20 protein-coding genes and 6 pseudogenes are annotated in these 22,089 nt (G+C 58.9%); 12 read left to right on the forward strand and 14 right to left on the reverse strand.

Annotation, left to right across the window (positions count from 1 at the left end; translation table 11 throughout):
• Positions 1 to 12 precede the first annotated feature (12 nt).
• Together FE851_RS18510 and FE851_RS18515 are read left to right on the forward strand one after the other, a co-directional pair.
• A complete protein-coding gene (locus tag FE851_RS18510; RefSeq protein WP_145205789.1) occupies positions 13 to 2,112 on the forward strand; it encodes a hydantoinase/oxoprolinase family protein in 2,100 nt (699 codons plus the stop codon).
• Positions 2,105 to 3,481, forward strand: coding sequence for a hydantoinase B/oxoprolinase family protein (locus tag FE851_RS18515; protein ID WP_186378908.1), 1,377 nt, complete (start codon positions 2,105 to 2,107; stop codon positions 3,479 to 3,481). Before FE851_RS18510 ends, FE851_RS18515 begins: the two co-directional genes overlap by 8 nt.
• A 3-nt stretch (positions 3,482 to 3,484) precedes the next feature.
• On the opposite strand, the pseudogene FE851_RS26530 reads toward FE851_RS18515, so the two are convergent.
• From FE851_RS26530 to FE851_RS26280, 8 genes and pseudogenes are all read right to left on the reverse strand, one after another.
• A pseudogene (locus tag FE851_RS26530) lies at positions 3,485 to 3,604 on the reverse strand (ATP-binding protein); the annotation flags it as partial.
• Positions 3,605 to 3,616: 12 nt separating this feature from the next.
• Positions 3,617 to 3,712: pseudogene (locus FE851_RS26535) on the reverse strand (ATP-binding protein); the annotation flags it as partial.
• Positions 3,713 to 3,727: 15 nt separating this feature from the next.
• A pseudogene (locus tag FE851_RS26540) lies at positions 3,728 to 3,823 on the reverse strand (ATP-binding protein); the annotation flags it as partial.
• Positions 3,824 to 3,838: 15 nt separating this feature from the next.
• Positions 3,839 to 3,934: pseudogene (locus FE851_RS26545) on the reverse strand (ATP-binding protein); the annotation flags it as partial.
• A 15-nt stretch (positions 3,935 to 3,949) separates the two neighbouring features.
• On the reverse strand, positions 3,950 to 4,060 hold the full coding sequence (locus FE851_RS27335) for an ATP-binding protein (RefSeq protein WP_222422971.1): 111 nt from the start codon (positions 4,058 to 4,060) through the stop codon (positions 3,950 to 3,952).
• A 22-nt stretch (positions 4,061 to 4,082) separates the two neighbouring features.
• Positions 4,083 to 4,406 (reverse strand): annotated as a pseudogene (gene istB / locus FE851_RS18525) (IS21-like element ISSsp5 family helper ATPase IstB); the annotation flags it as partial.
• A pseudogene (locus tag FE851_RS18530) lies at positions 4,403 to 5,263 on the reverse strand (Mu transposase domain-containing protein); the annotation flags it as partial. The pseudogenes FE851_RS18530 and istB, both read right to left, overlap by 4 nt.
• A 437-nt stretch (positions 5,264 to 5,700) precedes the next feature.
• The gene (locus FE851_RS26280; RefSeq protein ID WP_186378909.1) at positions 5,701 to 5,847 is read right to left on the reverse strand and encodes a hypothetical protein; all 147 of its coding nucleotides are present in this window, start codon (positions 5,845 to 5,847) and stop codon (positions 5,701 to 5,703) included.
• Between the two features lie 173 nt (positions 5,848 to 6,020).
• Between FE851_RS26280 and FE851_RS18535 the strand changes: the two genes are divergently transcribed.
• The 3 genes from FE851_RS18535 to FE851_RS18545 are packed head-to-tail and all read left to right on the forward strand — an operon-like array spanning position 6,021 to position 7,814.
• The gene (locus FE851_RS18535) at positions 6,021 to 7,097 is read left to right on the forward strand and encodes an ArdC family protein (protein WP_145205795.1); all 1,077 of its coding nucleotides are present in this window, start codon (positions 6,021 to 6,023) and stop codon (positions 7,095 to 7,097) included.
• Positions 7,094 to 7,378, forward strand: a complete 285-nt coding sequence (locus FE851_RS18540) for a hypothetical protein (protein WP_145205798.1) — start codon at positions 7,094 to 7,096, stop codon at positions 7,376 to 7,378. Before FE851_RS18535 ends, FE851_RS18540 begins: the two co-directional genes overlap by 4 nt.
• A gap of 4 nt (positions 7,379 to 7,382) precedes the next feature.
• Positions 7,383 to 7,814 (forward strand): DUF1810 domain-containing protein, encoded by a 432-nt coding sequence (locus FE851_RS18545; protein WP_145205801.1) that lies wholly within the window; start codon positions 7,383 to 7,385, stop codon positions 7,812 to 7,814.
• Positions 7,815 to 8,376: 562 nt separating this feature from the next.
• Here the strand turns inward: FE851_RS18545 and FE851_RS18550 are convergent.
• Both FE851_RS18550 and FE851_RS18555 read right to left on the reverse strand, forming a co-directional pair.
• Complete coding sequence (locus tag FE851_RS18550; RefSeq protein ID WP_145205805.1) at positions 8,377 to 8,601, reverse strand: DUF3253 domain-containing protein; 225 nt, start codon at positions 8,599 to 8,601, stop codon at positions 8,377 to 8,379.
• A gap of 17 nt (positions 8,602 to 8,618) precedes the next feature.
• Positions 8,619 to 8,945, reverse strand: coding sequence for a UvrB/UvrC motif-containing protein (locus FE851_RS18555; protein WP_315850623.1), 327 nt, complete (start codon positions 8,943 to 8,945; stop codon positions 8,619 to 8,621).
• A gap of 355 nt (positions 8,946 to 9,300) precedes the next feature.
• Between FE851_RS18555 and FE851_RS18560 the strand changes: the two genes are divergently transcribed.
• Positions 9,301 to 9,558 carry an alpha/beta fold hydrolase gene (locus tag FE851_RS18560; RefSeq protein WP_186378910.1) on the forward strand — a complete coding sequence of 86 codons (258 nt, stop codon included), beginning with the start codon at positions 9,301 to 9,303 and terminating at the stop codon, positions 9,556 to 9,558.
• A 541-nt stretch (positions 9,559 to 10,099) separates the two neighbouring features.
• Here the strand turns inward: FE851_RS18560 and FE851_RS18565 are convergent.
• The gene (locus FE851_RS18565) at positions 10,100 to 10,990 is read right to left on the reverse strand and encodes a MucR family transcriptional regulator (protein WP_145205811.1); all 891 of its coding nucleotides are present in this window, start codon (positions 10,988 to 10,990) and stop codon (positions 10,100 to 10,102) included.
• A gap of 767 nt (positions 10,991 to 11,757) precedes the next feature.
• Here FE851_RS18565 and FE851_RS18570 point away from each other — a divergent pair.
• The 5 genes from FE851_RS18570 to FE851_RS18590 all read left to right on the forward strand — a co-directional run bounded on the left by FE851_RS18570 (position 11,758) and on the right by FE851_RS18590 (position 15,075).
• Positions 11,758 to 12,501, forward strand: coding sequence for a helix-turn-helix transcriptional regulator (locus FE851_RS18570; RefSeq protein WP_145205814.1), 744 nt, complete (start codon positions 11,758 to 11,760; stop codon positions 12,499 to 12,501).
• A gap of 66 nt (positions 12,502 to 12,567) precedes the next feature.
• Positions 12,568 to 12,912, forward strand: coding sequence for a hypothetical protein (locus FE851_RS18575; RefSeq protein ID WP_107126031.1), 345 nt, complete (start codon positions 12,568 to 12,570; stop codon positions 12,910 to 12,912).
• A gap of 52 nt (positions 12,913 to 12,964) precedes the next feature.
• Positions 12,965 to 13,408, forward strand: coding sequence for a hypothetical protein (locus FE851_RS18580; RefSeq protein ID WP_145205816.1), 444 nt, complete (start codon positions 12,965 to 12,967; stop codon positions 13,406 to 13,408).
• 121 nt (positions 13,409 to 13,529) lie between these two features.
• Positions 13,530 to 14,564 (forward strand): hypothetical protein, encoded by a 1,035-nt coding sequence (locus FE851_RS18585; protein ID WP_145205819.1) that lies wholly within the window; start codon positions 13,530 to 13,532, stop codon positions 14,562 to 14,564.
• Positions 14,565 to 14,646: 82 nt separating this feature from the next.
• Positions 14,647 to 15,075, forward strand: coding sequence for a MarR family transcriptional regulator (locus tag FE851_RS18590; RefSeq protein WP_145205829.1), 429 nt, complete (start codon positions 14,647 to 14,649; stop codon positions 15,073 to 15,075).
• Positions 15,076 to 15,259: 184 nt separating this feature from the next.
• Here FE851_RS18590 and FE851_RS18595 read toward each other — a convergent pair whose 3' ends face one another.
• A complete protein-coding gene (locus FE851_RS18595) occupies positions 15,260 to 17,455 on the reverse strand; it encodes a prolyl oligopeptidase family serine peptidase (protein WP_145205832.1) in 2,196 nt (731 codons plus the stop codon).
• Positions 17,456 to 17,727: 272 nt separating this feature from the next.
• On the opposite strand from FE851_RS18595, the gene FE851_RS26550 reads away from it, so the two are divergent.
• Positions 17,728 to 17,982, forward strand: coding sequence for a hypothetical protein (locus FE851_RS26550; protein ID WP_222422972.1), 255 nt, complete (start codon positions 17,728 to 17,730; stop codon positions 17,980 to 17,982).
• A 587-nt stretch (positions 17,983 to 18,569) separates the two neighbouring features.
• Here FE851_RS26550 and FE851_RS18605 read toward each other — a convergent pair.
• Together FE851_RS18605 and FE851_RS18610 are read right to left on the reverse strand one after the other, a co-directional pair.
• Complete coding sequence (locus FE851_RS18605; RefSeq protein ID WP_145205838.1) at positions 18,570 to 18,902, reverse strand: polyhydroxyalkanoic acid system family protein; 333 nt, start codon at positions 18,900 to 18,902, stop codon at positions 18,570 to 18,572.
• A 158-nt stretch (positions 18,903 to 19,060) separates the two neighbouring features.
• On the reverse strand, positions 19,061 to 22,003 hold the full coding sequence (locus tag FE851_RS18610) for a hypothetical protein (protein ID WP_145205841.1): 2,943 nt from the start codon (positions 22,001 to 22,003) through the stop codon (positions 19,061 to 19,063).
• Positions 22,004 to 22,089 lie beyond the last annotated feature (86 nt).

Here is a 22,089-nt window from a genome sequence, read left to right on the forward strand (position 1 = left end):
AGGGGTATTTGAGTGGAGCAAGAAGCCTCGCGCGTGTCGGAGGGAGCGACCGGCTACGTCATCGGCATTGATGTCGGCGGCACGTTTACAGATGCAATCTGCAGCAACGGAACCGAGACGTGGCGCGCGAAGGCGCCGACCAATCCGTCGCGTTTTCGTGACGGCGTAATCGAATGCTGCGGACTCCTCGCGGGCCATATCGGCCTCTCCGCCAGCGAACTGCTGGCGCGCACCGCGCGCTTCGGGCTCGGCACCACCGCGGTGACAAATGTGATAGCGACCCGAAAGGGCCGGACGGTCGGGCTGATAACGACGGCAGGCTTTGAAAATCATCTCCATTCCATGCGCAATCATCGGCAGGTGGTGGATGGGTGGCTAACCATGAACTGGAACCCGGTTGATCGCCATGCCGTACGCGGTATCGACGAGCGCATCGACAGGCAGGGCGCGGTACGCCGCAACCTCGACTTGAGCGAGGTCGCCGAGGCTGCCAAACAACTGGTTGAGACTCGCGGCGTCAACGCCTTTGCGGTTTCTTTCCTCTGGTCGGTTCGCAATCCGGCGCATGAGCAGGCAGCAGCGGGCCTCATCCGCCAACTTTACCCTGACTGTCCCGTCTTCAGCGGCGTCGAACTCCATCCGGTCGTCCGGGAATTCGAGCGTACCACGCTGGCCGTGCTTAACGCATTTGCCGCAGATGCTCTTGACGGCGTGGATGAGCTTCAGTTGGAACTTGCCGAACTCGGCATGCGGGTTCCACTTCTGCTTCTACACTCCGGGGGCGGGGCGATAAGTGCCGCCGAAGCGCGTGCCACGCCTCTTGGCCTTGCATCGTCGGGGCCCGCCGCCGGCGCCGTCGCTGCAAGCGAAGTTGCCAGTGCGATCGGCCGCCCCAATGCGCTTTGCTGCGACATGGGCGGTACCAGCATCGATGTCGCGGTCATAATCGATGGGGTTCCCCAGCGATGCCAGAGCGCCGAAATTGGAGGTATGATAACCGGCCAGTCGGCAATTGACGTCGAATCGATCGGCGCCGGTGGTGGCTCGATCGCCTGGATAGACAGCCGCAATCTTCTGCGCGTTGGCCCGCAGTCTGCCCGGGCAACACCTGGCCCTGTATGTTACGGGCGTGGCGGCACCGAGCCAACCGTGACGGATGCGAACTTGCTGCTCGGCTTCATTGATGCGGACGGCTTCATGGGGGGAGCCATGCCTCTCAATGTCTCCGCTGCCCGAGAAGCATGTGCACGTCTGGGAGATCGCATTGGTCTCACCGCAATGGAAATAGCGCACGGCATTCGTGAAATTGCGCTCGCTGAAATGGCCAAGGCGATGCGCGCGCGCATCTCGTCAAGTGGCATCGATACACGACGCTACGGCGTGATCGCCTATGGTGGTTCAGGCTCGCTATTCGCTGCGGCCATGGCACGCGATCTCGGGCTGCCTTGGGTAGCCATGCCCGCCGCTGCCTCGGTTCTGTCGGCTTACGGTGCCGCCAGCGCCGATGTTCGTGTAGAGGCTGCGCAAGCGATCGATGCGCTGCTGCCGCACGCCAGCGCGCACGCGTCAGAAGTATTGGCCGTGCTCCAAGTCAAGGTTGATGAGGCACTTGGCCGACAGGGCGTGGCACCACATGAGCGTAGCATCCTGACCGAAGTCGATCTGAGACTACCACGCCAGCGCGCTTCGCTGACCTTGGCTCTGGAGGACGGAGACCTCAACCCTGAATTGCTTTTGCAACGATTCAGAGCCCTGTACGCGCAGCACTATGGCGGCGATAGCCTCATGAGCCAGACTCCGGTCGAACTCGCGCTCGTCCGCGCGATTGGGGTTGGCCAAACCCTTCGGGCAGTTCTTCCCCGAGAAAGCGATGTTGGCATGGGGGCCGACACCATAACTGTGGTCGGGCATCGCGACATTTTTCTCGAACCCGACGCGCCTCAACGGGTGCCGGTTCATGATTTCAACCGCATCATGCCCCACCACGACCTTCGCGGCCCGCTGCTCATCGATACTGGCGATACGACCCTGTGGGCCCCGGCTGGTTCAATCACCCGCATGGGGCCGGGCCGAACACTCATCTGCCAGTTCGAGGAGCCCATCTGTGGTTGATCCCATTACGCTCGAAGTCCTTCGCTGCAAATTGGAGGCGGTCGCGGGCGATGGCTCGCGAACCATTATTCGTACTGCCATCAGTCCACTCGTGGCGGAGGCGGGCGATTGCTCTTGCACCATATACAGCCCGGAAGGCGACCTGGTCGTCGGCGGTGGCATGGTGCAAATACACTTTCATGTAGGTGGCAACGGCATTCGCGAAATTCTGGCGAGGCACGGCAACAGTATCGCGCCGGGCGACATTTTCCTGGTCAACGATCCTTACAATGGCGGGGGCCTGCACGCGCAGGACATCTTCATTCACATGCCGGTCTTCGAACAGGACCACCTAGCCGCCTGGGTTGGCGCGTCGGCGCATATGATGGACATGGGCGGGATGGTCCCAGGCTCTTTTTGCACGGCAGCGACCGAAGCCTATCAGGAGGCCCTCCGCTTCCCGCCAGTACGGCTATCGCGCGCGGGCGTAGAGCAAGGGGATGTCTGGAGCATATTGCGCAATAACATCCGCATGGCGTCGACGATCGAAATGGACATGCGCTCGCTCATCTCAGGCGCGAATGTCACACGAGCAGAGATCGAGAAGATCGTCGCCGATCATGGGGCAGAGATGTTCCTGGAAGCGACAACCAAGTTGGCAAGACTGACCGAGCAAGAGGTCCGTCGACGGATCGGAGAGCTTGAGCCGGGCACCTACCGCGCTGCAGCCTGGGCCGAATGGTCGCATGAACTGTTCCACATCCCATGTGAACTGACGGTGGCCGCAGATCAGCTAACGTTCGATTTCTCTGGCGCATCGCCGCAGTCAACGCATTTTTTCAATTCCAAACCATATATCGTGAAGAGCTTGCTCGGCGTCCAACTTGCCCCCTATCTCGCTAAGGCCCTGCCGCTGAATGAGGGCCTGTTTCGCTCCTTTACCATCAGGTGCGAGCCGGGGTCGATCCTCGATGCACAAATGCCAGCTCCCATTGGCGGACCGCATCTGGGCATCGGGCAGACCGCAATGGAAGTGGCAATGCGCGCTTTGAACCTCGCGATCTCGGCATCGCCTGGGGCGAGCGCGCGTGAAAACATGGCGGGTCCGAGCTCAGCCTCGAGCCTCGCTGTGGTGACTCTGGCTGGCAAGGGCCTGGACGGCCAACCGATTGGATGGCTAATGACCGAGGCGGCGGCGACCGCCGCGTCGGCAGGTCATGACCGCGACGGTATTGAAACGACCTATCAACTGGTCGGATCCGGTATCCTGGTGTCAACGGCGGAGCAAAAGTCGGCCATTCGGCGGCGTAAGACCAGGCCATCGTGTTACATGCCGGGGGAGTGGCGTGAGGGCGTAGCCCGCGGGCCACTCCCCCCGGCATTGGTGTAATTTTCAGGGTCTGGTTTTGGCCTTGCGGGCCCGGCTGTGCGCGAGGCGATAGCTTCCGCCGTTCATCTCGAGGATGCTGACGTGATGGGTCAGGCGATCGAGGAGCGCGCCTGTGAGACTGTCTCTTATACACATCTAGATGTGTATAAGAGACAGGCGATAGCTTTCGCCGTTCATCTCGAGGATGCTGACGTGATGGGTCAGGCGATCGAGGAGCGCGCCTGTGAGACTGTCTCTTATACACATCTAGATGTGTATAAGAGACAGGCGATAGCTTTCGCCGTTCATCTCGAGGATGCTGACGTGATGGGTCAGGCGATCGAGGAGCGCGCCTGTGAGACTGTCTCTTATACACATCTAGATGTGTATAAGAGACAGGCGATAGCTTTCGCCGTTCATCTCGAGGATGCTGACGTGATGGGTCAGGCGATCGAGGAGCGCGCCTGTGAGACTGTCTCTTATACACATCTAGATGTGTATAAGAGACAGGCGATAGCTTTCGCCGTTCATCTCGAGGATGCTGACGTGATGGGTCAGGCGATCGAGGAGCGCGCCTGTGAGACTGTCTCTTATACACATCTAGATGTGTATAAGAGACAGGAGCGATGGCGTTCTCACGCCGCTCGATCCACTCGCAGCGCGCCATCTCGAGCACCTGCATCTTGTTGAGCCTGGGGATGGCGGCGAAGTCGAAGCTGTCGAGGCTTTTGACGGCGGGGAAGCGCGCGGCCTTGATGCGCCGCTCGACCATGCGACGCTCCCTGTCGATCATTTCCATCTCGACGAGGCGGGCGAGGAAGCGGATATGATCGACGCCTTCAGCGGCACATTGCCGCGCGAGCTTGTGATGCTCACGCAGGCACGTAGGCAGCTTGAGCGCCTTGAGATGGTGAGCGAGAAGGATCTCCGGGGCCTGATCGCTCATGCGGCCTCCTGCCGGTCGGAGAGCAGGCTCAGATAGGCTCTGGCAAAGGTCTTCTCGACCGTGGTGCGTGGCAGGAAGGGATAGACGTCCAGGTCCAGCCTGGGCGGTACGCGTTCGATCCGGCACAGGACGAGGTGCTTGACGGCATCGAAGCCGATGGCGCCAAGATCGATGGCCTGTTCGACCGCCGCCTGGAGATCGGCGAGGGTGAACGTTTCCAGCAGGCGCAGTACCTGCACATATGCGCGCCTGCCATGTTTGTGCAGGCGCCCTTCCATCAACCGCTGCCGTGTCGTGAACGCTTCGGGCAGGTCCCAGCCCTGCAAAGGCGCAGCCTGGTCGAATGCGTTGATCTTCTGCTCGATCAGCGGGCGATAATGGAGCGGGTCGAAGACAACCTCCTCGCGGGCCTAGCAACGAGGATGACGGGCGATGACTTCGCTGCGGCAGCCGACCACCACCTCATCGACATAGGCCCTGATCCAGACCTCGTGATGGCCCCAGGCCACCGGAACCGAATAATCGTTGGTCCTGTAGCGCACCAGGGATTGCGAGGAGACCCGCCCGCCTTTCTGATCGCAGGCCTCGAAGGGTGTAGCGGGCCGAGGCTGCATGGCCGCGAGATCGCGCTGCAGCCGCTCACCGATCGTCTCGCTCTGCCCGCGCACCTTGTCCTGCTGGCGCTTGCGGCATTGCTCCTCCAGCCACAGGTTGAACGCCTCCCAGGTCGGGAACTTCGGGATCGGCACCATGAAGTTGCGCCGGCAATAGCCTACCAGCCCCTCCACATTGCCTTTCTCGTTCCCCTTGCCCGGGCGAGCATAGCGGTCGCGGAGCACGTAATGTGACAGGAAAGCGCCTGTCTCTTATACACATCTACGGAGGGAAGCACCCTCGAGCGCAGCGCAGACGGGTTGCCGGGGACCGCCAAGGGCCTAGCATGAGCACGGCGGAGCAATATTCGACCTGTCTCTTATACACATCTACGGAGGGAAGCACCCTCGAGCGCAGCGCAGACGGGTTGCCGGGGACCGCCAAGGGCCTAGCATGAGCACGGCGGAGCAATATTCGACCTGTCTCTTATACACATCTACGGAGGGAAGCACCCTCGAGCGCAGCGCAGACGGGTTGCCGGGGACCGCCAAGGGCCTAGCATGAGCACGGCGGAGCAATATTCGACCTGTCTCTTATACACATCTACGGAGGGAAGCACCCTCGAGCGCAGCGCAGACGGGTTGCCGGGGACCGCCAAGGGCCTAGCATGAGCACGGCGGAGCAATATTCGACCTGTCTCTTATACACATCTAGATGTGTATAAGAGACAGCGCTGCAGCCGCTCACCGATCGTCTCGCTCTGCCCGCGCACCTGTCTCTTATACACATCTAGATGTGTATAAGAGACAGCCGCTACCGTGGTCGAATATTGCTCCGCCGTTCTCATGCTAGGCCCTTGGCGGTCGCCGGCAACCCGTCTGCGCTGCGCTCGAGGGTGCTTCACTTCGTTCCGCCCTTCGGTGCCGTCGCCCGCCGGGGCGGGCCTTTCCAGTCGCGTTTCGCCGCCCACCCCCGCTTCCGGGGAGCCTCATGTTTTTTGGGCAGGCTGGAGGACAGGACATGGCTCGAAATGCCTTACGTCGCGCGCGTCGGCAGCAGGGTGCCGATGCAGCGCAGCCCGACCGGATCAACCTCTATGACGAGGTGACCGCGAAGATCATCGCCCAGGTGGAGGAAGGGCGCATTCCCTGGATCCAGCCTTGGGCATCCAGCGCGGACCCACGCCTTGGCGGCCTTGCCCCCGGTCTGCCGCGCAATGCGCTCACCGCCCGCAATTATTCCGGCGTGAACGTGCTGATCCTGTGGGGCGCGGTGATGGAAAAGGGCTATCCATCGCAAAGCTGGCTGACCTTCAAGCAGGCGCGGGACGCAGGCGGATGCGTCCGCAAGGGCGAACAGGGCACTTGCGTCGTCTATGCCGATCGCTTCACCCCCGAAGCGGAAAAAGAAAAAGCGCGCGAAACGGGCGGCGATGCCAAGTCCGTGTCTTTCCTCAAGCGTTTTACCGTCTTCAATGTCTCGCAATGCGAAAGGCTGCGACCCGGCCTTGCGGCAGAACCTGCGCCTTTGCCTGAACGCGAGATCGTGCCGGTTGCCGAGGCACTGATCGAGGCCAGCGGCGTCGATTTCCGCATCGGTGGCGACAAGGCCTATTATGTGCCGAGCCAGGACTTGGTAGCTGTGCCGCCGCAACCGGCCTTTTTCGACCAGATCAATTTCTATCGGACCTGCCTGCACGAACTGACCCATGCGACGGGACATGCTTCGCGTCTCGACCGCAATCTGACCAACAGCTTTGACAGCAAGGATTATGCGCGCGAGGAACTGATTGCCGAAATGGGATCGGCTTTCCTGTGCGCAGCGCTTGGCATCGTGCCGAGCGTGCGCCACGCCGACTATATCGGCGCATGGCTCGACGTGCTGCGCGAGGATAATCGCGCCATCTTCCGCGCCGCAGGCGCGGCCAGCAAGGCCGCCGACTGGCTGCTGTCGTGCTTGCCCGACGCCGGGCGGGACAATGACACCGGCAACACGAGCGGGCGCAGCGACGCAGGTCGGGACGGGTCAAGTGCCGGACAAGCGCCATGTGAACCGACAAAGGGCGAAGCGGCTGCGCTGGACCGGAGGGCGGCATGATCCTCCTGACCCCCGACCTTCGCCATGCGCTGCGCGCCAATGCCATAAGCAGCCTCACTTTTGCGGAGAATTGCACGACCGATGACAGGGGTGATGCCTTGTTGATCGCGCGCGTCATTGCGGTACACTTCCTCCGGCCCCTTGCATTGGGTGCGCGCGATCAGAGAGGCGAACGTCGTGCACCCGATATTGGCGACGAACCGGCTCCCAAACTCCAAGCGAACGGTAAGGGTTGGCGCAATCCACCCATATGGAACGACGGGCTGCCTTCGACGTCTTAGCCACATGACCATCGACCCACACAACCTCGGGCGGTTCCTCGACGCGCAGCAGGGCACTTATGCGGCAGCCCTGGCCGAGCTGCGCCGGGGCCGCAAGACCAGCCATTGGATGTGGTTCGTTTTTCCGCAGCTTGCGGGCCTGGGCCGCAGTCCAGCAGCGCAGCACTACGCCATCGCGTCCATGGATGAAGCATGCGCGTATCTGGCGCACCCCGCGCTGGGCCAACGCCTACGGGATTGCCTGCAAGCGCTGCAAAACTTGGCATACGGCAACAGCGCTGCGGGCGTGCTGGGGAAGGTCGACGCCATGAAGCTGCGGTCGTCCCTCACCCTGTTCGAGGCAGCTGGAGGCGGTCCGCTGTTCAGCGCCGCGTTGGATCGATGGTTCGGCGGAGTGCGCGACGGGGCCACTCTCACGTTGCTCGCGCCCCAATAGCACTAGCAGCTCGCAACCAGCGCGCAACACTGGTCAACGCCGCTGCCATAGCGCCCCCCGATGCCCTGCTCTGCCTCCGTGTCTAACTTGCCCAGCCGCGTCGCGGGCTTGCGGGGCCATGCCCATCCCGTTAAACGCCACGATGTACCAGGGGCGACATCTCATCGAAAAATTAATTTGCTAAATCAGAGAGTTAGGAAGTATCGCGGTGGGGCTTACAAAACCATCGCAGCTTCAAAGCCACGCTCTACCTCGCCGCGGCCGTCATCAATTCCCGGTGAACCCCCACAGGCCTTGGCTGGTAAGGCTTGGCGATCTTGACGCGCTGTCGACCCCAATGCCAAAACCATGTCCGCAAAACTGCCTAAGGAGATGGAGGCGTTTGCTCGCCGGGCTGATTTGCTGGCACCGCTTGCAGCGGCAATTCCTTCTATTTCCGTCCTCGACGACCTTCGAACAGCGGCGCGGGGTATCCAGGCGCCAGCCTTCCCTGGCGGGATATTCCCGTCCTCTCGACGGGCATAGCAGCGGCCCTTACTCGGCTGTAGCAGGGCGTGTCGGCTCAATTGCGGTCACCTCGACCAATGCGGTGTGGCCCGTCGCGTGCTGACAGAGCTTTGCCCTGCCAACTCAGCGTAACGAGACCTTCCGCGCGCAAACGATCTACAGCGTCATGCACGTGTGGCATCGCGCCTCGCCACTCTTCCCCCTGCGAAATGGCACGCGCTACCTCGCTTGGGCAGACGGTAGCGCCAGGCGCGCGCTTAGCAAGAAGCCTCAGCGTCATATCCCGCGCGCTCACTGTCACGTCCCTCGACGCCCGCGACGCGAGGATTTGCCACTTGTCATTGGGTCTGGCTTGAGTGGCGGTTTCCAACCCGGCAGGGGACTGACCCGCTGCCTGTTTGTTCCTAGGCCCATCGCTCCTGGCTGCTGACGCTCAATGCCCGATAAGTCAGCCTGCTCAGCGTCGACAGCTGTGGCACCGTTCCGGATCAGACTGATCATGTCGCGGAGTCGCTTGGCCTCCTCAAAGTCCAAGGCGCGAGCAGCAGCGTCCATTCTTGCCCTGAGCGTCTCGAGTGTGTCCGTCATTACGATGTAACGCGTGATCCGGCTTTTCGGCAGCATTGCGCCCGATTGTGTTGAAAAACTCCGAATGCGAAATTTTCGTGCTTGCCGTCGCCTGATTTGAATCGCGACGCGCGCAAGTTTGAATCGATATGTCGCAGCGTAGGTAATGATCGGGAAAAATTACAAAGTGCTCCTGTGGGGTGGCTTTTTCAACACAATCCGCCATGTCCAGTCGTTCAATACTGGATGTTCGATTCCCGGAACCCTACGTTCATCCACAACATGGGTGAGCCGCTGATCCGCTTCAAACAGGCGCATTTGAACTCCGTTTGCAAAACCGTAAAAGATTCGCTTTAGCTATCTCGACCTCGGTTTGAGGCCTGCTATTATCCTGTCCCCGCGTCATATCCTTTTGCGCTCGGGCGAACGGACACGTATCTGGGACAGCAGCGCGAACGGCGAAACGGTCACGCTCCTGCATGGCTTGACCAATTCTCTTGAAATCTGGGAACGGGTACAGACGCTTTTGGCTGATCGTCTCAGAGTCATCGCGTTCGACTGGCCTGGTTTTGGCGAAGCTTCGCGACCCGACGCGGCGTACGATGGATCCTTCTTTGCCGACAGACTGGCTACCCTGCTCGAAACGTTAGACATCGAAAGCACCATCTGATCGGCTATTCCATGGGAGCCAGTGCCATTCTTCATTTTGTCCGAGCGATCACTGGCACGGATCGAACGCGCGTTCTAGCGGCGCCTGGCGGCTTTGGACGGCGTGTGCATCCACTCATGATCTCGCCCTCCTCGCCCTGGCGGGTGCTTATCTGGGTAGGCCGACGCCCTATAATAACCGGATAACCTTGCGCGTAGCGATTCATGATCCCGCCAATCTGACCCCGCTTCTTGAAGCGCGGACCAACCGGGATGCCGCGATAAAGGTGAGCACGCGCAGCTTTCGCAGGGCGCGGGTTTCAGGCGCAATACTGCCTTGACGCCTGACAATCAGGCGAGATCTGATAGGTTAGCTTTCAATGTAACCAGTCGTTCCCGCGTCGGCGTTGGAACGACGTGAACTGGGCCGACATCAGTGTGTAATCGGATCTTGCAGCAGAGCATCTGCGGATGAACGTCGGATCGGGTCCAAATTCCCGGATGGGCTAAATCATCTAGATGATTAGCGAAGTGCGGCGCACATGGCGCCGCGCTCAGTTTATTCATGCCTTCCCGGCTACGGCTTGCTTCGATTCGCCACTTTCCGTGACGGGCGCGGTGCTTGCTTGCACGGCCGGCACCGCCGGTTTCGGTTTTGCCGCTTTCGTGGCCACCTTCTGTGAGCCTGGAGCTTTCCTGGTCCTCTTTGGCTTGATCGTTTCAGCCTCTTCCCCTGGTGAAACCGTTTGAGCTTTCCTGCCAGCTTTGGGCGCTGGCGCTTGCTTATCGTCCGTTGGTGTAGCCATCGACAAGCGGTTTCGCGATGTTTTCTTGACTGCCGATGGTTCCATTTTTCCCGGCTTGGCCGAGACAGTCTCCGGAGCAGCCATCTTCGTCGTTTTTGATGCCGTCTTTGCCCTAGCTGACTTACCTTCCTTTGCGCCTACACCGACCGTTTCAGCAGCGTCCTTCATGCCAGAGGGAACTGAGTTGATCTTCGAAGCCGCGTCCTTCGGCAAGGCGCCATCGGCGCCGTTCTTGGCAATCTTCGCAGGCTTTCTACCCAGACCAAGCTTTTCGGCGACGGCTCGCCGGGCATCAGAATAGGCCGGGGCGACCATAGGATAGGACTTGGGCAGATTGAACCGATCGCGATACTGGTCAGGCGTCAAACCATGATGAGCCAGATGCCGCTTCAATGTCTTATAGGGCTTTCCGTCGATCAGGCTCAGAATGAAATCGCGCGAAGCAATGCTTCTGCGGATCGACACGGCGGGCACAGAGACTATTGCTTCCGGCTCGGCCTCGCTGGCGACTAAATTCGCGGCCAATGCCGCACGGGTCGACTTGATCAAATCAGCCAGACCGTCGGCGGGAACCGTATTGTTGGAGACAAAGGCACTCAGTAGCTGGACGGTGAGTGTTGTAAATTCATTGGGTGTTTCATCGACCATTTATGTGAACCTGTGATCTGTAAGAACGAAAACAGATACTGCGCGTGCAGGAAGATATTGTAAATGCCCTGTCCTCACCGACGGGCTTGGCGTCTTATCAAGGTTGGCCGGGCATCGCCACATTCCCCGCCCGTTGGATCAGTGGACACCCGGGCGGTGGACGATGGCCTTGCCCGCAAGATCAAGGTCATTTGTCATGTCTCCGCCTGTTTCCGCGCCGCCGCAACGGTGGAAATGGCGACGCGAAGAGTATTGTGCACTCGGCTGCGGGTTATCCCGAATCGACGGGCGATCTTGCCGGGTGGAACATGGTGATGCGCTCAGAGGATCAAAACGCCCCCGGGGAGAGTATCCATTTTACCGATCGCACGAAAGGCAGCGGGTAAACCAGGCGTTGGTTCCCCAAGGTCAGGCGCGCGAGAGCTGACCCTATAGCTGGAAGCGGGATGCTGGGCCGGGTCGCTACAACTGAAAACAAGTCTGCTCAGTGCTGCGATCGGAAGAATCGCAGGATGGCTCGGGGAGATTCGCCATATAAGCCTGCATCTTCTTTGCCAAAACCACTTCCCGATTATGGAAGAGACGGCACACTGGGATACTGGCAATCTGCCAGAGCAAACGGCGTGGATTCGGCCATGGTTATGATCCATTCCGAAAGGAGGAAAAAATTGCGTCAGAAAAGCGCCCCCTATGCTTCCCCCTCCTCTCCTATCGCTCCAGCTTGGCAGGACAGACAGGAGGCCTCGTCGTTAGCCGCCTGAGCAAGCATGGTCCCTCAACTCGTTGCCGAAATGTCACTCTCCGCCGCAGACACTTGGGCAGCAGTTGCTTTCACATTTCAATTTGAAGACACTAGTTTCTCATCGCAACGGGTTGACCGTCCCACCTGTAAGTATGCCTCGACGGTCGCCATGGTGAAGGGTCGCATCACCGTGCCAGAGCAAAACGTCCCCGCTGAACTGGAGCCCTATCGCGCCGCCGTCGCACAACTGACTGATCGGCAGCGTGAATGCATGGCCCTCGTCGCTGAAAACCTCACTTCCAAGAAGATCGGTAAGGAGCTGGGAATCGCGCCCAATACAGTCGACAAACATGTGAAGACGGTTCGGGCCATGTTCGGGGACATGGACAGGTTCGATGTCGCCAGGATCATTCGCTCGGTTGATGAGGCCGTAGCGGCTGCCGGATTACCCCCCCAAAATTTGGGTAGTCAATCAATCGGACTGTCTCCACGTTCCGTAATTGCGCCATCTGGGCCTAGCGACAACGATGCGGACGCACAGTCTGAAATGGATCGGGGCACCACTCTGGGAAAGCGGGTTCAACTGCTCACCAGCGAGATGCCAACCCTGCTCAACCTGCTGCCTCTCCGCACTTCCAGGAGGCAGAGCAATGACCTGAACCGATATTATCTTTTGATCGCCTTTGCGGTTCTGAGCGCCTGGTCCCTGGTTTCCGTCGGCTCGGCCGCTTCGCTTCTGTCGTCGCTGGGCAGCTTAGCCCGCGACTAGAGAGCATTCCACATTCCGGATCATTCGACCATGCGGCCCCTCAGGGGACGCAGGAAAGGAACACTCATGCCCAAACACCGTCTCGCCATCGCCCATTCCATCGCACAGCGCCTCTACGCTGCCGAGGAAGCACTGGATCTGGCCGCCGCGCGGATTGCAGAACTGAACGCCGCCTTGCCCCTGGCTCGGCTCGATGGCCGGCTCGCGGCTTCGATCGGCCAGGATGCCTTTCGAACATCGGCAGATGCGATCGTCCTGGTCGCAAAGACGCGCAACAAGATCGTCATCACGCACGACATGCTCAAGCAGGTCAGCGACGATATCGGCCTTGGCCAGCAGGCCTATGGCGACGTGTTCAAAGTCGCCGAGAACCGCCAGAGCGTCGCCGACGTTCACCGTCTCGCGGCCTGATCGTCGTCGCTAATTTATTGACGAAACGAAACATGTTCTGTTTCAGTGGGTGATGACCAGGCAAATGATCTTCGTGTGTCTTTTGATCCTGAGCACGCTCTATGCCGTTACACGGGGTGGCCGGCCTGAACAGATCGCGGCGGCCACCCTTGTTCTCGGCGTCATGGCGAGCGTCGCCAGTGCCCATCATGCACCGCTGCGCTTTCACGAATTCGAAGCCGGTATATTGGCGGTGGATCTGGTCATGGTCGGCATTTTTCTGGCTTTGTCGTTTCGCAGCACCCGATTCTGGCCGATTTGGATTGCAGGCATTCTTGGGGCGGAGACGATCGTTCACATCACGCGAGCGATGGTTCCCCATGTCGTACCGCAAGCCTATGTCGATGCCGCTGGTCTGTGGAGTTGGGCAATCCAGACGATTTTGATTGCGGCGACGTGGCGACATCGAAACCGCCTGCGGCGAAATGGTACCGATGCGGCTTGGCGAGCAGATTGACCATCGCTTGTCGATGGCCAGATTAGTCATCGCCGAGTGATTGAGCCGCGACCGGGCCAGCTGATTTTATGACCCAAGGCGCGAAAGGGCGTTAGCGCTGTCTCTTATACACCATCTAGATGTGTATAAGAGCCAGCTTGAGGCCCTCGTGGGCCTGTCTCTTATACACCATCTAGATGTGTATAAGAGCCAGCTTGAGGCCCTCGTGGGCCTGTCTCTTATACACCATCTAGATGTGTATAAGAGCCAGCTTGAGGCCCTCGTGGGCCTGTCTCTTATACACCATCTAGATGTGTATAAGAGCCAGCTTGAGGCCCTCGTGGGCCTGTCTCTTATACACCATCTAGATGTGTATAAGAGCCAGCTTGAGGCCCTCGTGGGCCTGTCTCTTATACACCATCTAGATGTGTATAAGAGCCAGCTTGAGGCCCTCGTGGGCCTGTCTCTTATACACCATCTAGATGTGTATAAGAGCCAGCTTGAGGCCCTCGTGGGCCTGTCTCTTATACACCATCTAGATGTGTATAAGAGCCAGCTTGAGGCCCTCGTGGGCCTGTCTCTTATACACCATCTAGATGTGTATAAGAGCCAGCTTGAGGCCCTCGTGGGCCTGTCTCTTATACACCATCTAGATGTGTATAAGAGCCAGCTTGAGGCCCTCGTGGGCCTGTCTCTTATACACCATCTAGATGTGTATAAGAGCCAGCTTGAGGCCCTCGTGGGCCTGTCTCTTATACACCATCTAGATGTGTATAAGAGCCAGCTTGAGGCCCTCGTGGGCCTGTCTCTTATACACCATCTAGATGTGTATAAGAGCCAGCTTGAGGCCCTCGTGGGCCTGTCTCTTATACACCATCTAGATGTGTATAAGAGCCAGCTTGAGGCCCTCGTGGGCCTGTCTCTTATACACCATCTAGATGTGTATAAGAGCCAGCTTGAGGCCCTCGTGGGCCTGTCTCTTATACACCATCTAGATGTGTATAAGAGCCAGCTTGAGGCCCTCGTGGGCCTGTCTCTTATACACCATCTAGATGTGTATAAGAGACAGAATTTACACCACATTGACGGACGCGACCGAAAGGGCGCACACATCTGTCGAGGCGTCTTGCATCCATCGGTTTTCGTCCTAGGCCTCCATGAGTCGATGCGAGGGTGACATTGCCACGCCCTGGAGCAAACGCGTCAGGATCGCCGGAGCCAGGATGCGTCTTCGAACTTTGACGATAGGAGTAAGATCGATGCCGCAACTGACGCGCACTCGTTTGGAGATGTGCCACAGACTGATCGCGTGCCGCAAAATCGTGGGCGATCGGCTGGGCTATGGCTTGTGTCCCAGCCCTATCCTTGACATGCTGCTGGAGCTGTTCGTCACCACGCATGAACGGCGACCTGTCTATTCATGGTCACTCTGCATGTTCGCGCACGTCCCGATTTCCACAGCTCTTCGCAAGATGGAAACGATGGAACAGGAAGGAATGGTGATCCGCGAAAAAACCGGCCGGGACCGGCGCCGAATTCAGGTGTGCCTAACGCCTGAAGGCCGCGCGGCAGTCGAAGGGCTGCTCGATCGACTGGCGCAGATTTACGCCGGTGAAACGCTTTCAGCGTCGATCCCGCCGGGACCCCGGCATCTTCCTACGAACGGCGCTCTGTCTTCCCAAGATTAGCTGTTGCGCTCCGTGCACCTCGGCCTGAACAGCTCCGATTGGGCACACCACACAGAGTGTACTGCTGCGTTTATGGAAAAAATCTTGCAATGGGTGCTCCATCGGCACTGGTGTCTCGCGGCTACCATTGCCCTGAGCCGACTTTGGCGGGCAAGCGCTCTCATGCGGATGCCTACCCACTGGCTCAGCCCGCATGTGCACCCGCGTTGTTGAGGACAAAGGCAAAGACGTCGGCGAACTGGGCATCGACTTGCTGACGTGTAGAGCCGACACCGTGGCCTGCATCGAAGTCGACGCGCAGAAGGACGGGACCGCCTGTCGACGCCTTTTGCAATCGTGCAGCGAATTTGGCGACATGCCAAGGGGCCACGCGCGGATCCGTAATACCCGTCATCGCCAGCACGGCCGGGTAGCGGACCCCGTCCTTGATCTTGGACATCGCATCCATGGCAACGAGGCCACGATACTCAACTTCGTTGGAGGGATCGCCAAATTCCGGGAAATTCGGCGCGGAGTTTTGCTCCACGCCCGCTCGCGTGGTATTGGTCCAGCCGACATTGTCAATCGCACCTGCAAACAGGTCAGGCCACTCGGCCATGGCATTGCCGACAGCGATGCCGCCTGCGGACGTGCCCATGATCGTCAGTTTGGCAGAAGACGTCCAACCGTTGCGAATCACCGCTTCGCAGCCGTCAATGAAGTCTCGCCATGTGTTGGGCTTATTGGCCTTCTGTCCAGCTCGCCACCACGGCGCGCCGAACTCGCCGCCGCCCCGCGCGTGCACCTCGAACATCACGCCTCCCTTTTCGAGAAACGCGAGGTAGCGCGGCGAAAATACAGGCGCTGCTGATATACCATAGCTGGAATAGCATTGGCCAAGCGCCGGTGCCGACCCGTCCCGGCACAAACCTTTCTTGGCGATGATGGACACTGGCACCTGGGTGCCGTCGCGTGAGGTCGCCATGATCTGCGTCGATTCATAGTCGGCCGTGGAGAAGGCAGGCCTTGGGCTTAATCCGGTGTCGACAAGTGCGCGACCGGCGTTTGACCTATAGATGCCGAACGGCTGCACCCAACCCGCCATGCGCACATCCACGCCGTCTGCTTCGGTAGAACCGAACAATCCGTAGATGCCCGCGCCGAACGGCATTGTGATATTCGTGACATTGCCTTGCGGATCCAGCCGGTGAAGCGTCATAGGGCCGCCATTCTGCCGTGCGAAATACACGCCGTCTTTCGTGGCGACGAGCCCAGTATCGGCCGTCTCGATAGGAGTCTTGCCTTCGGGCACCACTATCTGCGGTAGGGTCAAGTCCGGATTTGTGGCATTCACCTTCACGATCTGGCCAAGCGGCGCACCCTTCTCCTGCACCAGGTAGACGTCTTTCCCGCGCAATGCGAAGCTGGTGACCTGATCCTCCATGCGCGCCACCGTCTGCCACTTGGCGTCCCCTGTCATGACCTGCGCCAGTGGCGCTGCGAACAGAGCATTTTCGCGGCGCACGCCGCCGTAGGGAAGGAGCAGCGCGATATCCGACCCCGGCGTGGTGACGATGAACGGAAAATCGATCGGCAATATGGTGTAGCCGTCCACTACGTCACCACCCGCCGCGATGCGTACATCTTGCTTGGGATCGGTGCCCAGCTTGTGAAGCCATGCGACGGCGTTGGCGAAATAGTCCGCAGAGCCCTTCACCGCACCTTCGCGCAAGCGCACGTAGAAGAAGCCGGAACCATCGGGCAGCCAATTGGGATTGCCGAACCGGGCGCGATCGATCGTTTCAGGAAAATGCGACGTATCGGAAACGCGCATAATCCGCATCACCGATTCTTCGGAGCCAGCTGGCGAGATGCCATAAGCGATCAGCGACCCATCATCAGAGACGCTCCACCAGTCGAGGCTGGTATGGGCGCCGCTGGCATCCTTGATCGCTTCGGGATCGATCAACAGGCGTTGCTCGCCTCCCGGTCTTTCGAGCAAATAGAGCTTTGCAACGTTCGCCCCGCTGGGGCGGAACTCTAAAAATGTTCGTTCTCCTGAGCGCTTGACGCGGCTGGCGACCGGGAGGTCCCCGGTAAGCTCGCCTATGCGACGGGCAAGCGCGTCCCGTCCTGGCATGGCGTCGAGCATCCGCCGCGCGTAAGCGGCATGCGCCTTCATCCAAGGCAGCCAGTCAGGATCGGTGGGATTTTCCATCCAGCGATACGGATCGGGAATGATCGTGCCGAAGCGACCGTCAGCAATGTTGACGATTTTGGCGAGCGGCGGCCGGTCGGCTTGGGCCCATGCCATCTTTGAAGTTCCAGCAGCAAGAAGTGCAGCGGTTGCGCCCAAAAAATGACGACGGTCCATCCATACCTCCTTGCGTGGTTGAGCCATAGAGCAACTCAGCTATTGAGGATGCGACCATCTTGTTCGCAACGTGATGACACGCGGTGATGACGCTGTCGAGTACGCCTACGAAAAAGCATCGTTGTGAACCGGCAAATGCCAGGGTTCTGTTGATTGGCGCTGAGCAGTGCTGGAGTGGCTGCCCCCTCCCGACGGCATCGACTGTGCCAAAATGATGTTTCCAAACATCATAGCAGAAGAGAAGGCGTCCATGGGCGAAGTTAGTATCATCGGTCTAGCGGGAGGCCAGGCTCCAACACATGGGCGTCAAATATCGCGACAGTCAGCCATTCAATGGGCCACTCGATCTAGGCAACATTGCTATCGAAGCGGACAATGCCGGTGCCGTCGTGCGCCACCTTCCAGCGACACTGCATGGCTTGATCATAATAGCCCATGAGCAAGCTGCTGTCGCTGTAGACCCCCTAAAAACCGCTGATCGTCATAGGGTGCCGTCAGCATGGTCTCGACATCGTCAGCAACCTGAAGGCGTACGCTATCTGGAAAAGGAGTGAGGGAACCGGACATCACAAAAATTTCTCTTTCCTACATGGGAACATATAGCGAACATATAGGTCAGGAAAGGAGTCGGCAGTGATGATAATCGACGGATCATTTCTTCTTGGGATCGCAGCGGTGCTGACGAGCATCGCGACTTTGTGGCGCAGCCTGAAGGGGCGGAGATAAGGATCAGGAGCGGTACGATTTTGCCGCTCGACGACTAGACCGGACCGTCGCCGGCGCAGGCTGTCTTATTTGGCGTGCCTGTCGCCGGACGATCTGGGTTCGAGCGCAACCGCCCCGTCACCGGCGCGTTAAATCCATTCGAGGAGAGAATATATGACATATCGGCCTTCCGTGCCCCCAGGTAGCAGGGCACCCTATCCCGCACACCCGGCGCCGCATGCCGAAAGCATACAGGCAGATCATCCCTCGACCGGTTCGAGCGAAGGCGAACAGGATGTGCACCTATCTGGCCCGGCGAAGTTTTTGGGTGCCGCAGTCGGGATAGGGTCAGCCGCTATTGTCGCAGCGCTTCTTTACGCGCGGCAACGACGCATCTGAATATGAACATGACGGTCTGGCTGCGCTATGGCGCGAGTCAGGCCGTTTGGTCGGGCTTCTTGTCGAGCAGCAGTCGCTCGCCCTGTTGTTGAATGATCGCCTTGATCGGTGCTGACATGAGGCAGACCATGGCCGGCAATTGCACGGTGACGTGCAGGGAAGTTTCGTGCGCATGAACCGTGCAGGGCACTTCGACGCCCATTGTCGCGACGGTCAGCGATAAATGATCCTGGCTGAGCCAGCTATGGGTGACGGTCGCCGCGCCGCCGGGAATGTGGGAGGCGAGCTTGCCTATCCCTATCGCCATGCGGCGCCTTGCTTCTTCACGGCCGAGATCATGCGGAATTTCAATGATCGTTGGTCCTGCCATTTTTGGTCGACGCGCCGCCCGCTTGATGGTTCCGCTTTGCCTTCCGGAATCGTCAGTGATGACCCAAGCTCAAGAGGCAAATTTTGGTCGATAGCCGAACGTCGGGTTCTGGTGCTGGCTCGTTCGCGCGGCGTCAGACCGCAACTAACGTCGGTCATTCACTTTGTCTTTGGCAGTCGACGGCCCGCCTTGTTGAGCAACCTCCAATCGGACCGTTCAAAGGTAAGCGTCCGGCCTTGGGCGCGTTGCGCGGTCCGCCCCTGTTGGCGAGGGAGGGTCGATAGGCGTCTCCTTCTGGACTCCATAAGGCTGTCTCTTATACACATCTCTGCATCGAAATGCTCAAGCGGCGCAGACATCAACCCGGCGTCGCCCAGGATACGCCTGTCTCTTATACACATCTCTGCATCGAAATGCTCAAGCGGCGCAGACATCAACCCGGCGTCGCCCAGGATACGCCTGTCTCTTATACACATCTCTGCATCGAAATGCTCAAGCGGCGCAGACATCAACCCGGCGTCGCCCAGGATACGCCTGTCTCTTATACACATCTCTGCATCGAAATGCTCAAGCGGCGCAGACATCAACCCGGCGTCGCCCAGGATACGCCTGTCTCTTATACACATCTCTGCATCGAAATGCTCAAGCGGCGCAGACATCAACCCGGCGTCGCCCAGGATACGCCTGTCTCTTATACACATCTCTGCATCGAAATGCTCAAGCGGCGCAGACATCAACCCGGCGTCGCCCAGGATACGCCTGTCTCTTATACACATCTCTGCATCGAAATGCTCAAGCGGCGCAGACATCAACCCGGCGTCGCCCAGGATACGCCTGTCTCTTATACACATCTCTGCATCGAAATGCTCAAGCGGCGCAGACATCAACCCGGCGTCGCCCAGGATACGCCTGTCTCTTATACACATCTCTGCATCGAAATGCTCAAGCGGCGCAGACATCAACCCGGCGTCGCCCAGGATACGCCTGTCTCTTATACACATCTCTGCATCGAAATGCTCAAGCGGCGCAGACATCAACCCGGCGTCGCCCAGGATACGCCTGTCTCTTATACACATCTCTGCATCGAAATGCTCAAGCGGCGCAGACATCAACCCGGCGTCGCCCAGGATACGCCTGTCTCTTATACACATCTCTGCATCGAAATGCTCAAGCGGCGCAGACATCAACCCGGCGTCGCCCAGGATACGCCTGTCTCTTATACACATCTCTGCATCGAAATGCTCAAGCGGCGCAGACATCAACCCGGCGTCGCCCAGGATACGCCTGTCTCTTATACACATCTCTGCATCGAAATGCTCAAGCGGCGCAGACATCAACCCGGCGTCGCCCAGGATACGCCTGTCTCTTATACACATCTCTGCATCGAAATGCTCAAGCGGCGCAGACATCAACCCGGCGTCGCCCAGGATACGCCTGTCTCTTATACACATCTCTGCATCGAAATGCTCAAGCGGCGCAGACATCAACCCGGCGTCGCCCAGGATACGCCTGTCTCTTATACACATCTCTGCATCGAAATGCTCAAGCGGCGCAGACATCAACCCGGCGTCGCCCAGGATACGCCTGTCTCTTATACACATCTCTGCATCGAAATGCTCAAGCGGCGCAGACATCAACCCGGCGTCGCCCAGGATACGCCTGTCTCTTATACACATCTCTGCATCGAAATGCTCAAGCGGCGCAGACATCAACCCGGCGTCGCCCAGGATACGCCTGTCTCTTATACACATCTCTGCATCGAAATGCTCAAGCGGCGCAGACATCAACCCGGCGTCGCCCAGGATACGCCTGTCTCTTATACACATCTCTGCATCGAAATGCTCAAGCGGCGCAGACATCAACCCGGCGTCGCCCAGGATACGCCTGTCTCTTATACACATCTCTGCATCGAAATGCTCAAGCGGCGCAGACATCAACCCGGCGTCGCCCAGGATACGCCTGTCTCTTATACACATCTCTGCATCGAAATGCTCAAGCGGCGCAGACATCAACCCGGCGTCGCCCAGGATACGCCTGTCTCTTATACACATCTCTGCATCGAAATGCTCAAGCGGCGCAGACATCAACCCGGCGTCGCCCAGGATACGCCTGTCTCTTATACACATCTCTGCATCGAAATGCTCAAGCGGCGCAGACATCAACCCGGCGTCGCCCAGGATACGCCTGTCTCTTATACACATCTCTGCATCGAAATGCTCAAGCGGCGCAGACATCAACCCGGCGTCGCCCAGGATACGCCTGTCTCTTATACACATCTCTGCATCGAAATGCTCAAGCGGCGCAGACATCAACCCGGCGTCGCCCAGGATACGCCTGTCTCTTATACACATCTCTGCATCGAAATGCTCAAGCGGCGCAGACATCAACCCGGCGTCGCCCAGGATACGCCTGTCTCTTATACACATCTCTGCATCGAAATGCTCAAGCGGCGCAGACATCAACCCGGCGTCGCCCAGGATACGCCTGTCTCTTATACACATCTCTGCATCGAAATGCTCAAGCGGCGCAGACATCAACCCGGCGTCGCCCAGGATACGCCTGTCTCTTATACACATCTCTGCATCGAAATGCTCAAGCGGCGCAGACATCAACCCGGCGTCGCCCAGGATACGCCTGTCTCTTATACACATCTCTGCATCGAAATGCTCAAGCGGCGCAGACATCAACCCGGCGTCGCCCAGGATACGCCTGTCTCTTATACACATCTCTGCATCGAAATGCTCAAGCGGCGCAGACATCAACCCGGCGTCGCCCAGGATACGCCTGTCTCTTATACACATCTCTGCATCGAAATGCTCAAGCGGCGCAGACATCAACCCGGCGTCGCCCAGGATACGCCTGTCTCTTATACACATCTCTGCATCGAAATGCTCAAGCGGCGCAGACATCAACCCGGCGTCGCCCAGGATACGCCTGTCTCTTATACACATCTCTGCATCGAAATGCTCAAGCGGCGCAGACATCAACCCGGCGTCGCCCAGGATACGCCTGTCTCTTATACACATCTCTGCATCGAAATGCTCAAGCGGCGCAGACATCAACCCGGCGTCGCCCAGGATACGCCTGTCTCTTATACACATCTAGATGTGTATAAGAGACAGGCCTAATGGATGAAGCACCAAACCGCTATCACGCAAACGGTCCACAGCGGACGCTTACGTTCAAA

The organism is Sphingobium sp. B2, assembly GCF_007693735.1.
Classification (GTDB): Bacteria; Pseudomonadota; Alphaproteobacteria; order Sphingomonadales; family Sphingomonadaceae; genus Sphingobium; species Sphingobium xenophagum.

Excerpts from the sequence above, each read along its gene's own strand:
- FE851_RS18595 (WP_145205832.1), bottom strand. The coding sequence starts at position 17,455 with ATGGCTCAACCACGCAAGGAGGTATGGATGGACCGTCGTCATTTTTTG.
- FE851_RS18590 (WP_145205829.1), top strand. The coding sequence starts at position 14,647 with ATGCCGCAACTGACGCGCACTCGTTTGGAGATGTGCCACAGACTGATC.
- FE851_RS18605 (WP_145205838.1), bottom strand. The coding sequence starts at position 18,902 with ATGGCAGGACCAACGATCATTGAAATTCCGCATGATCTCGGCCGTGAA.
- FE851_RS26550 (WP_222422972.1), top strand. The coding sequence starts at position 17,728 with ATGGGCGTCAAATATCGCGACAGTCAGCCATTCAATGGGCCACTCGAT.
- FE851_RS18575 (WP_107126031.1), top strand. The coding sequence starts at position 12,568 with ATGCCCAAACACCGTCTCGCCATCGCCCATTCCATCGCACAGCGCCTC.
- FE851_RS18545 (WP_145205801.1), top strand. The coding sequence starts at position 7,383 with ATGACCATCGACCCACACAACCTCGGGCGGTTCCTCGACGCGCAGCAG.
- FE851_RS27335 (WP_222422971.1), bottom strand. The coding sequence starts at position 4,060 with ATGTGTATAAGAGACAGTCTCACAGGCGCGCTCCTCGATCGCCTGACC.
- FE851_RS18610 (WP_145205841.1), bottom strand. The coding sequence starts at position 22,003 with ATGTGTATAAGAGACAGGCGTATCCTGGGCGACGCCGGGTTGATGTCT.
- FE851_RS18555 (WP_315850623.1), bottom strand. The coding sequence starts at position 8,945 with ATGCTGCCGAAAAGCCGGATCACGCGTTACATCGTAATGACGGACACA.
- FE851_RS18570 (WP_145205814.1), top strand. The coding sequence starts at position 11,758 with ATGGTCCCTCAACTCGTTGCCGAAATGTCACTCTCCGCCGCAGACACT.
- FE851_RS26280 (WP_186378909.1), bottom strand. The coding sequence starts at position 5,847 with ATGAGAACGGCGGAGCAATATTCGACCACGGTAGCGGCTGTCTCTTAT.
- FE851_RS18550 (WP_145205805.1), bottom strand. The coding sequence starts at position 8,601 with ATGACGCTGAGGCTTCTTGCTAAGCGCGCGCCTGGCGCTACCGTCTGC.
- FE851_RS18565 (WP_145205811.1), bottom strand. The coding sequence starts at position 10,990 with ATGGTCGATGAAACACCCAATGAATTTACAACACTCACCGTCCAGCTA.
- FE851_RS18580 (WP_145205816.1), top strand. The coding sequence starts at position 12,965 with ATGACCAGGCAAATGATCTTCGTGTGTCTTTTGATCCTGAGCACGCTC.
- FE851_RS18540 (WP_145205798.1), top strand. The coding sequence starts at position 7,094 with ATGATCCTCCTGACCCCCGACCTTCGCCATGCGCTGCGCGCCAATGCC.
- FE851_RS18535 (WP_145205795.1), top strand. The coding sequence starts at position 6,021 with ATGGCTCGAAATGCCTTACGTCGCGCGCGTCGGCAGCAGGGTGCCGAT.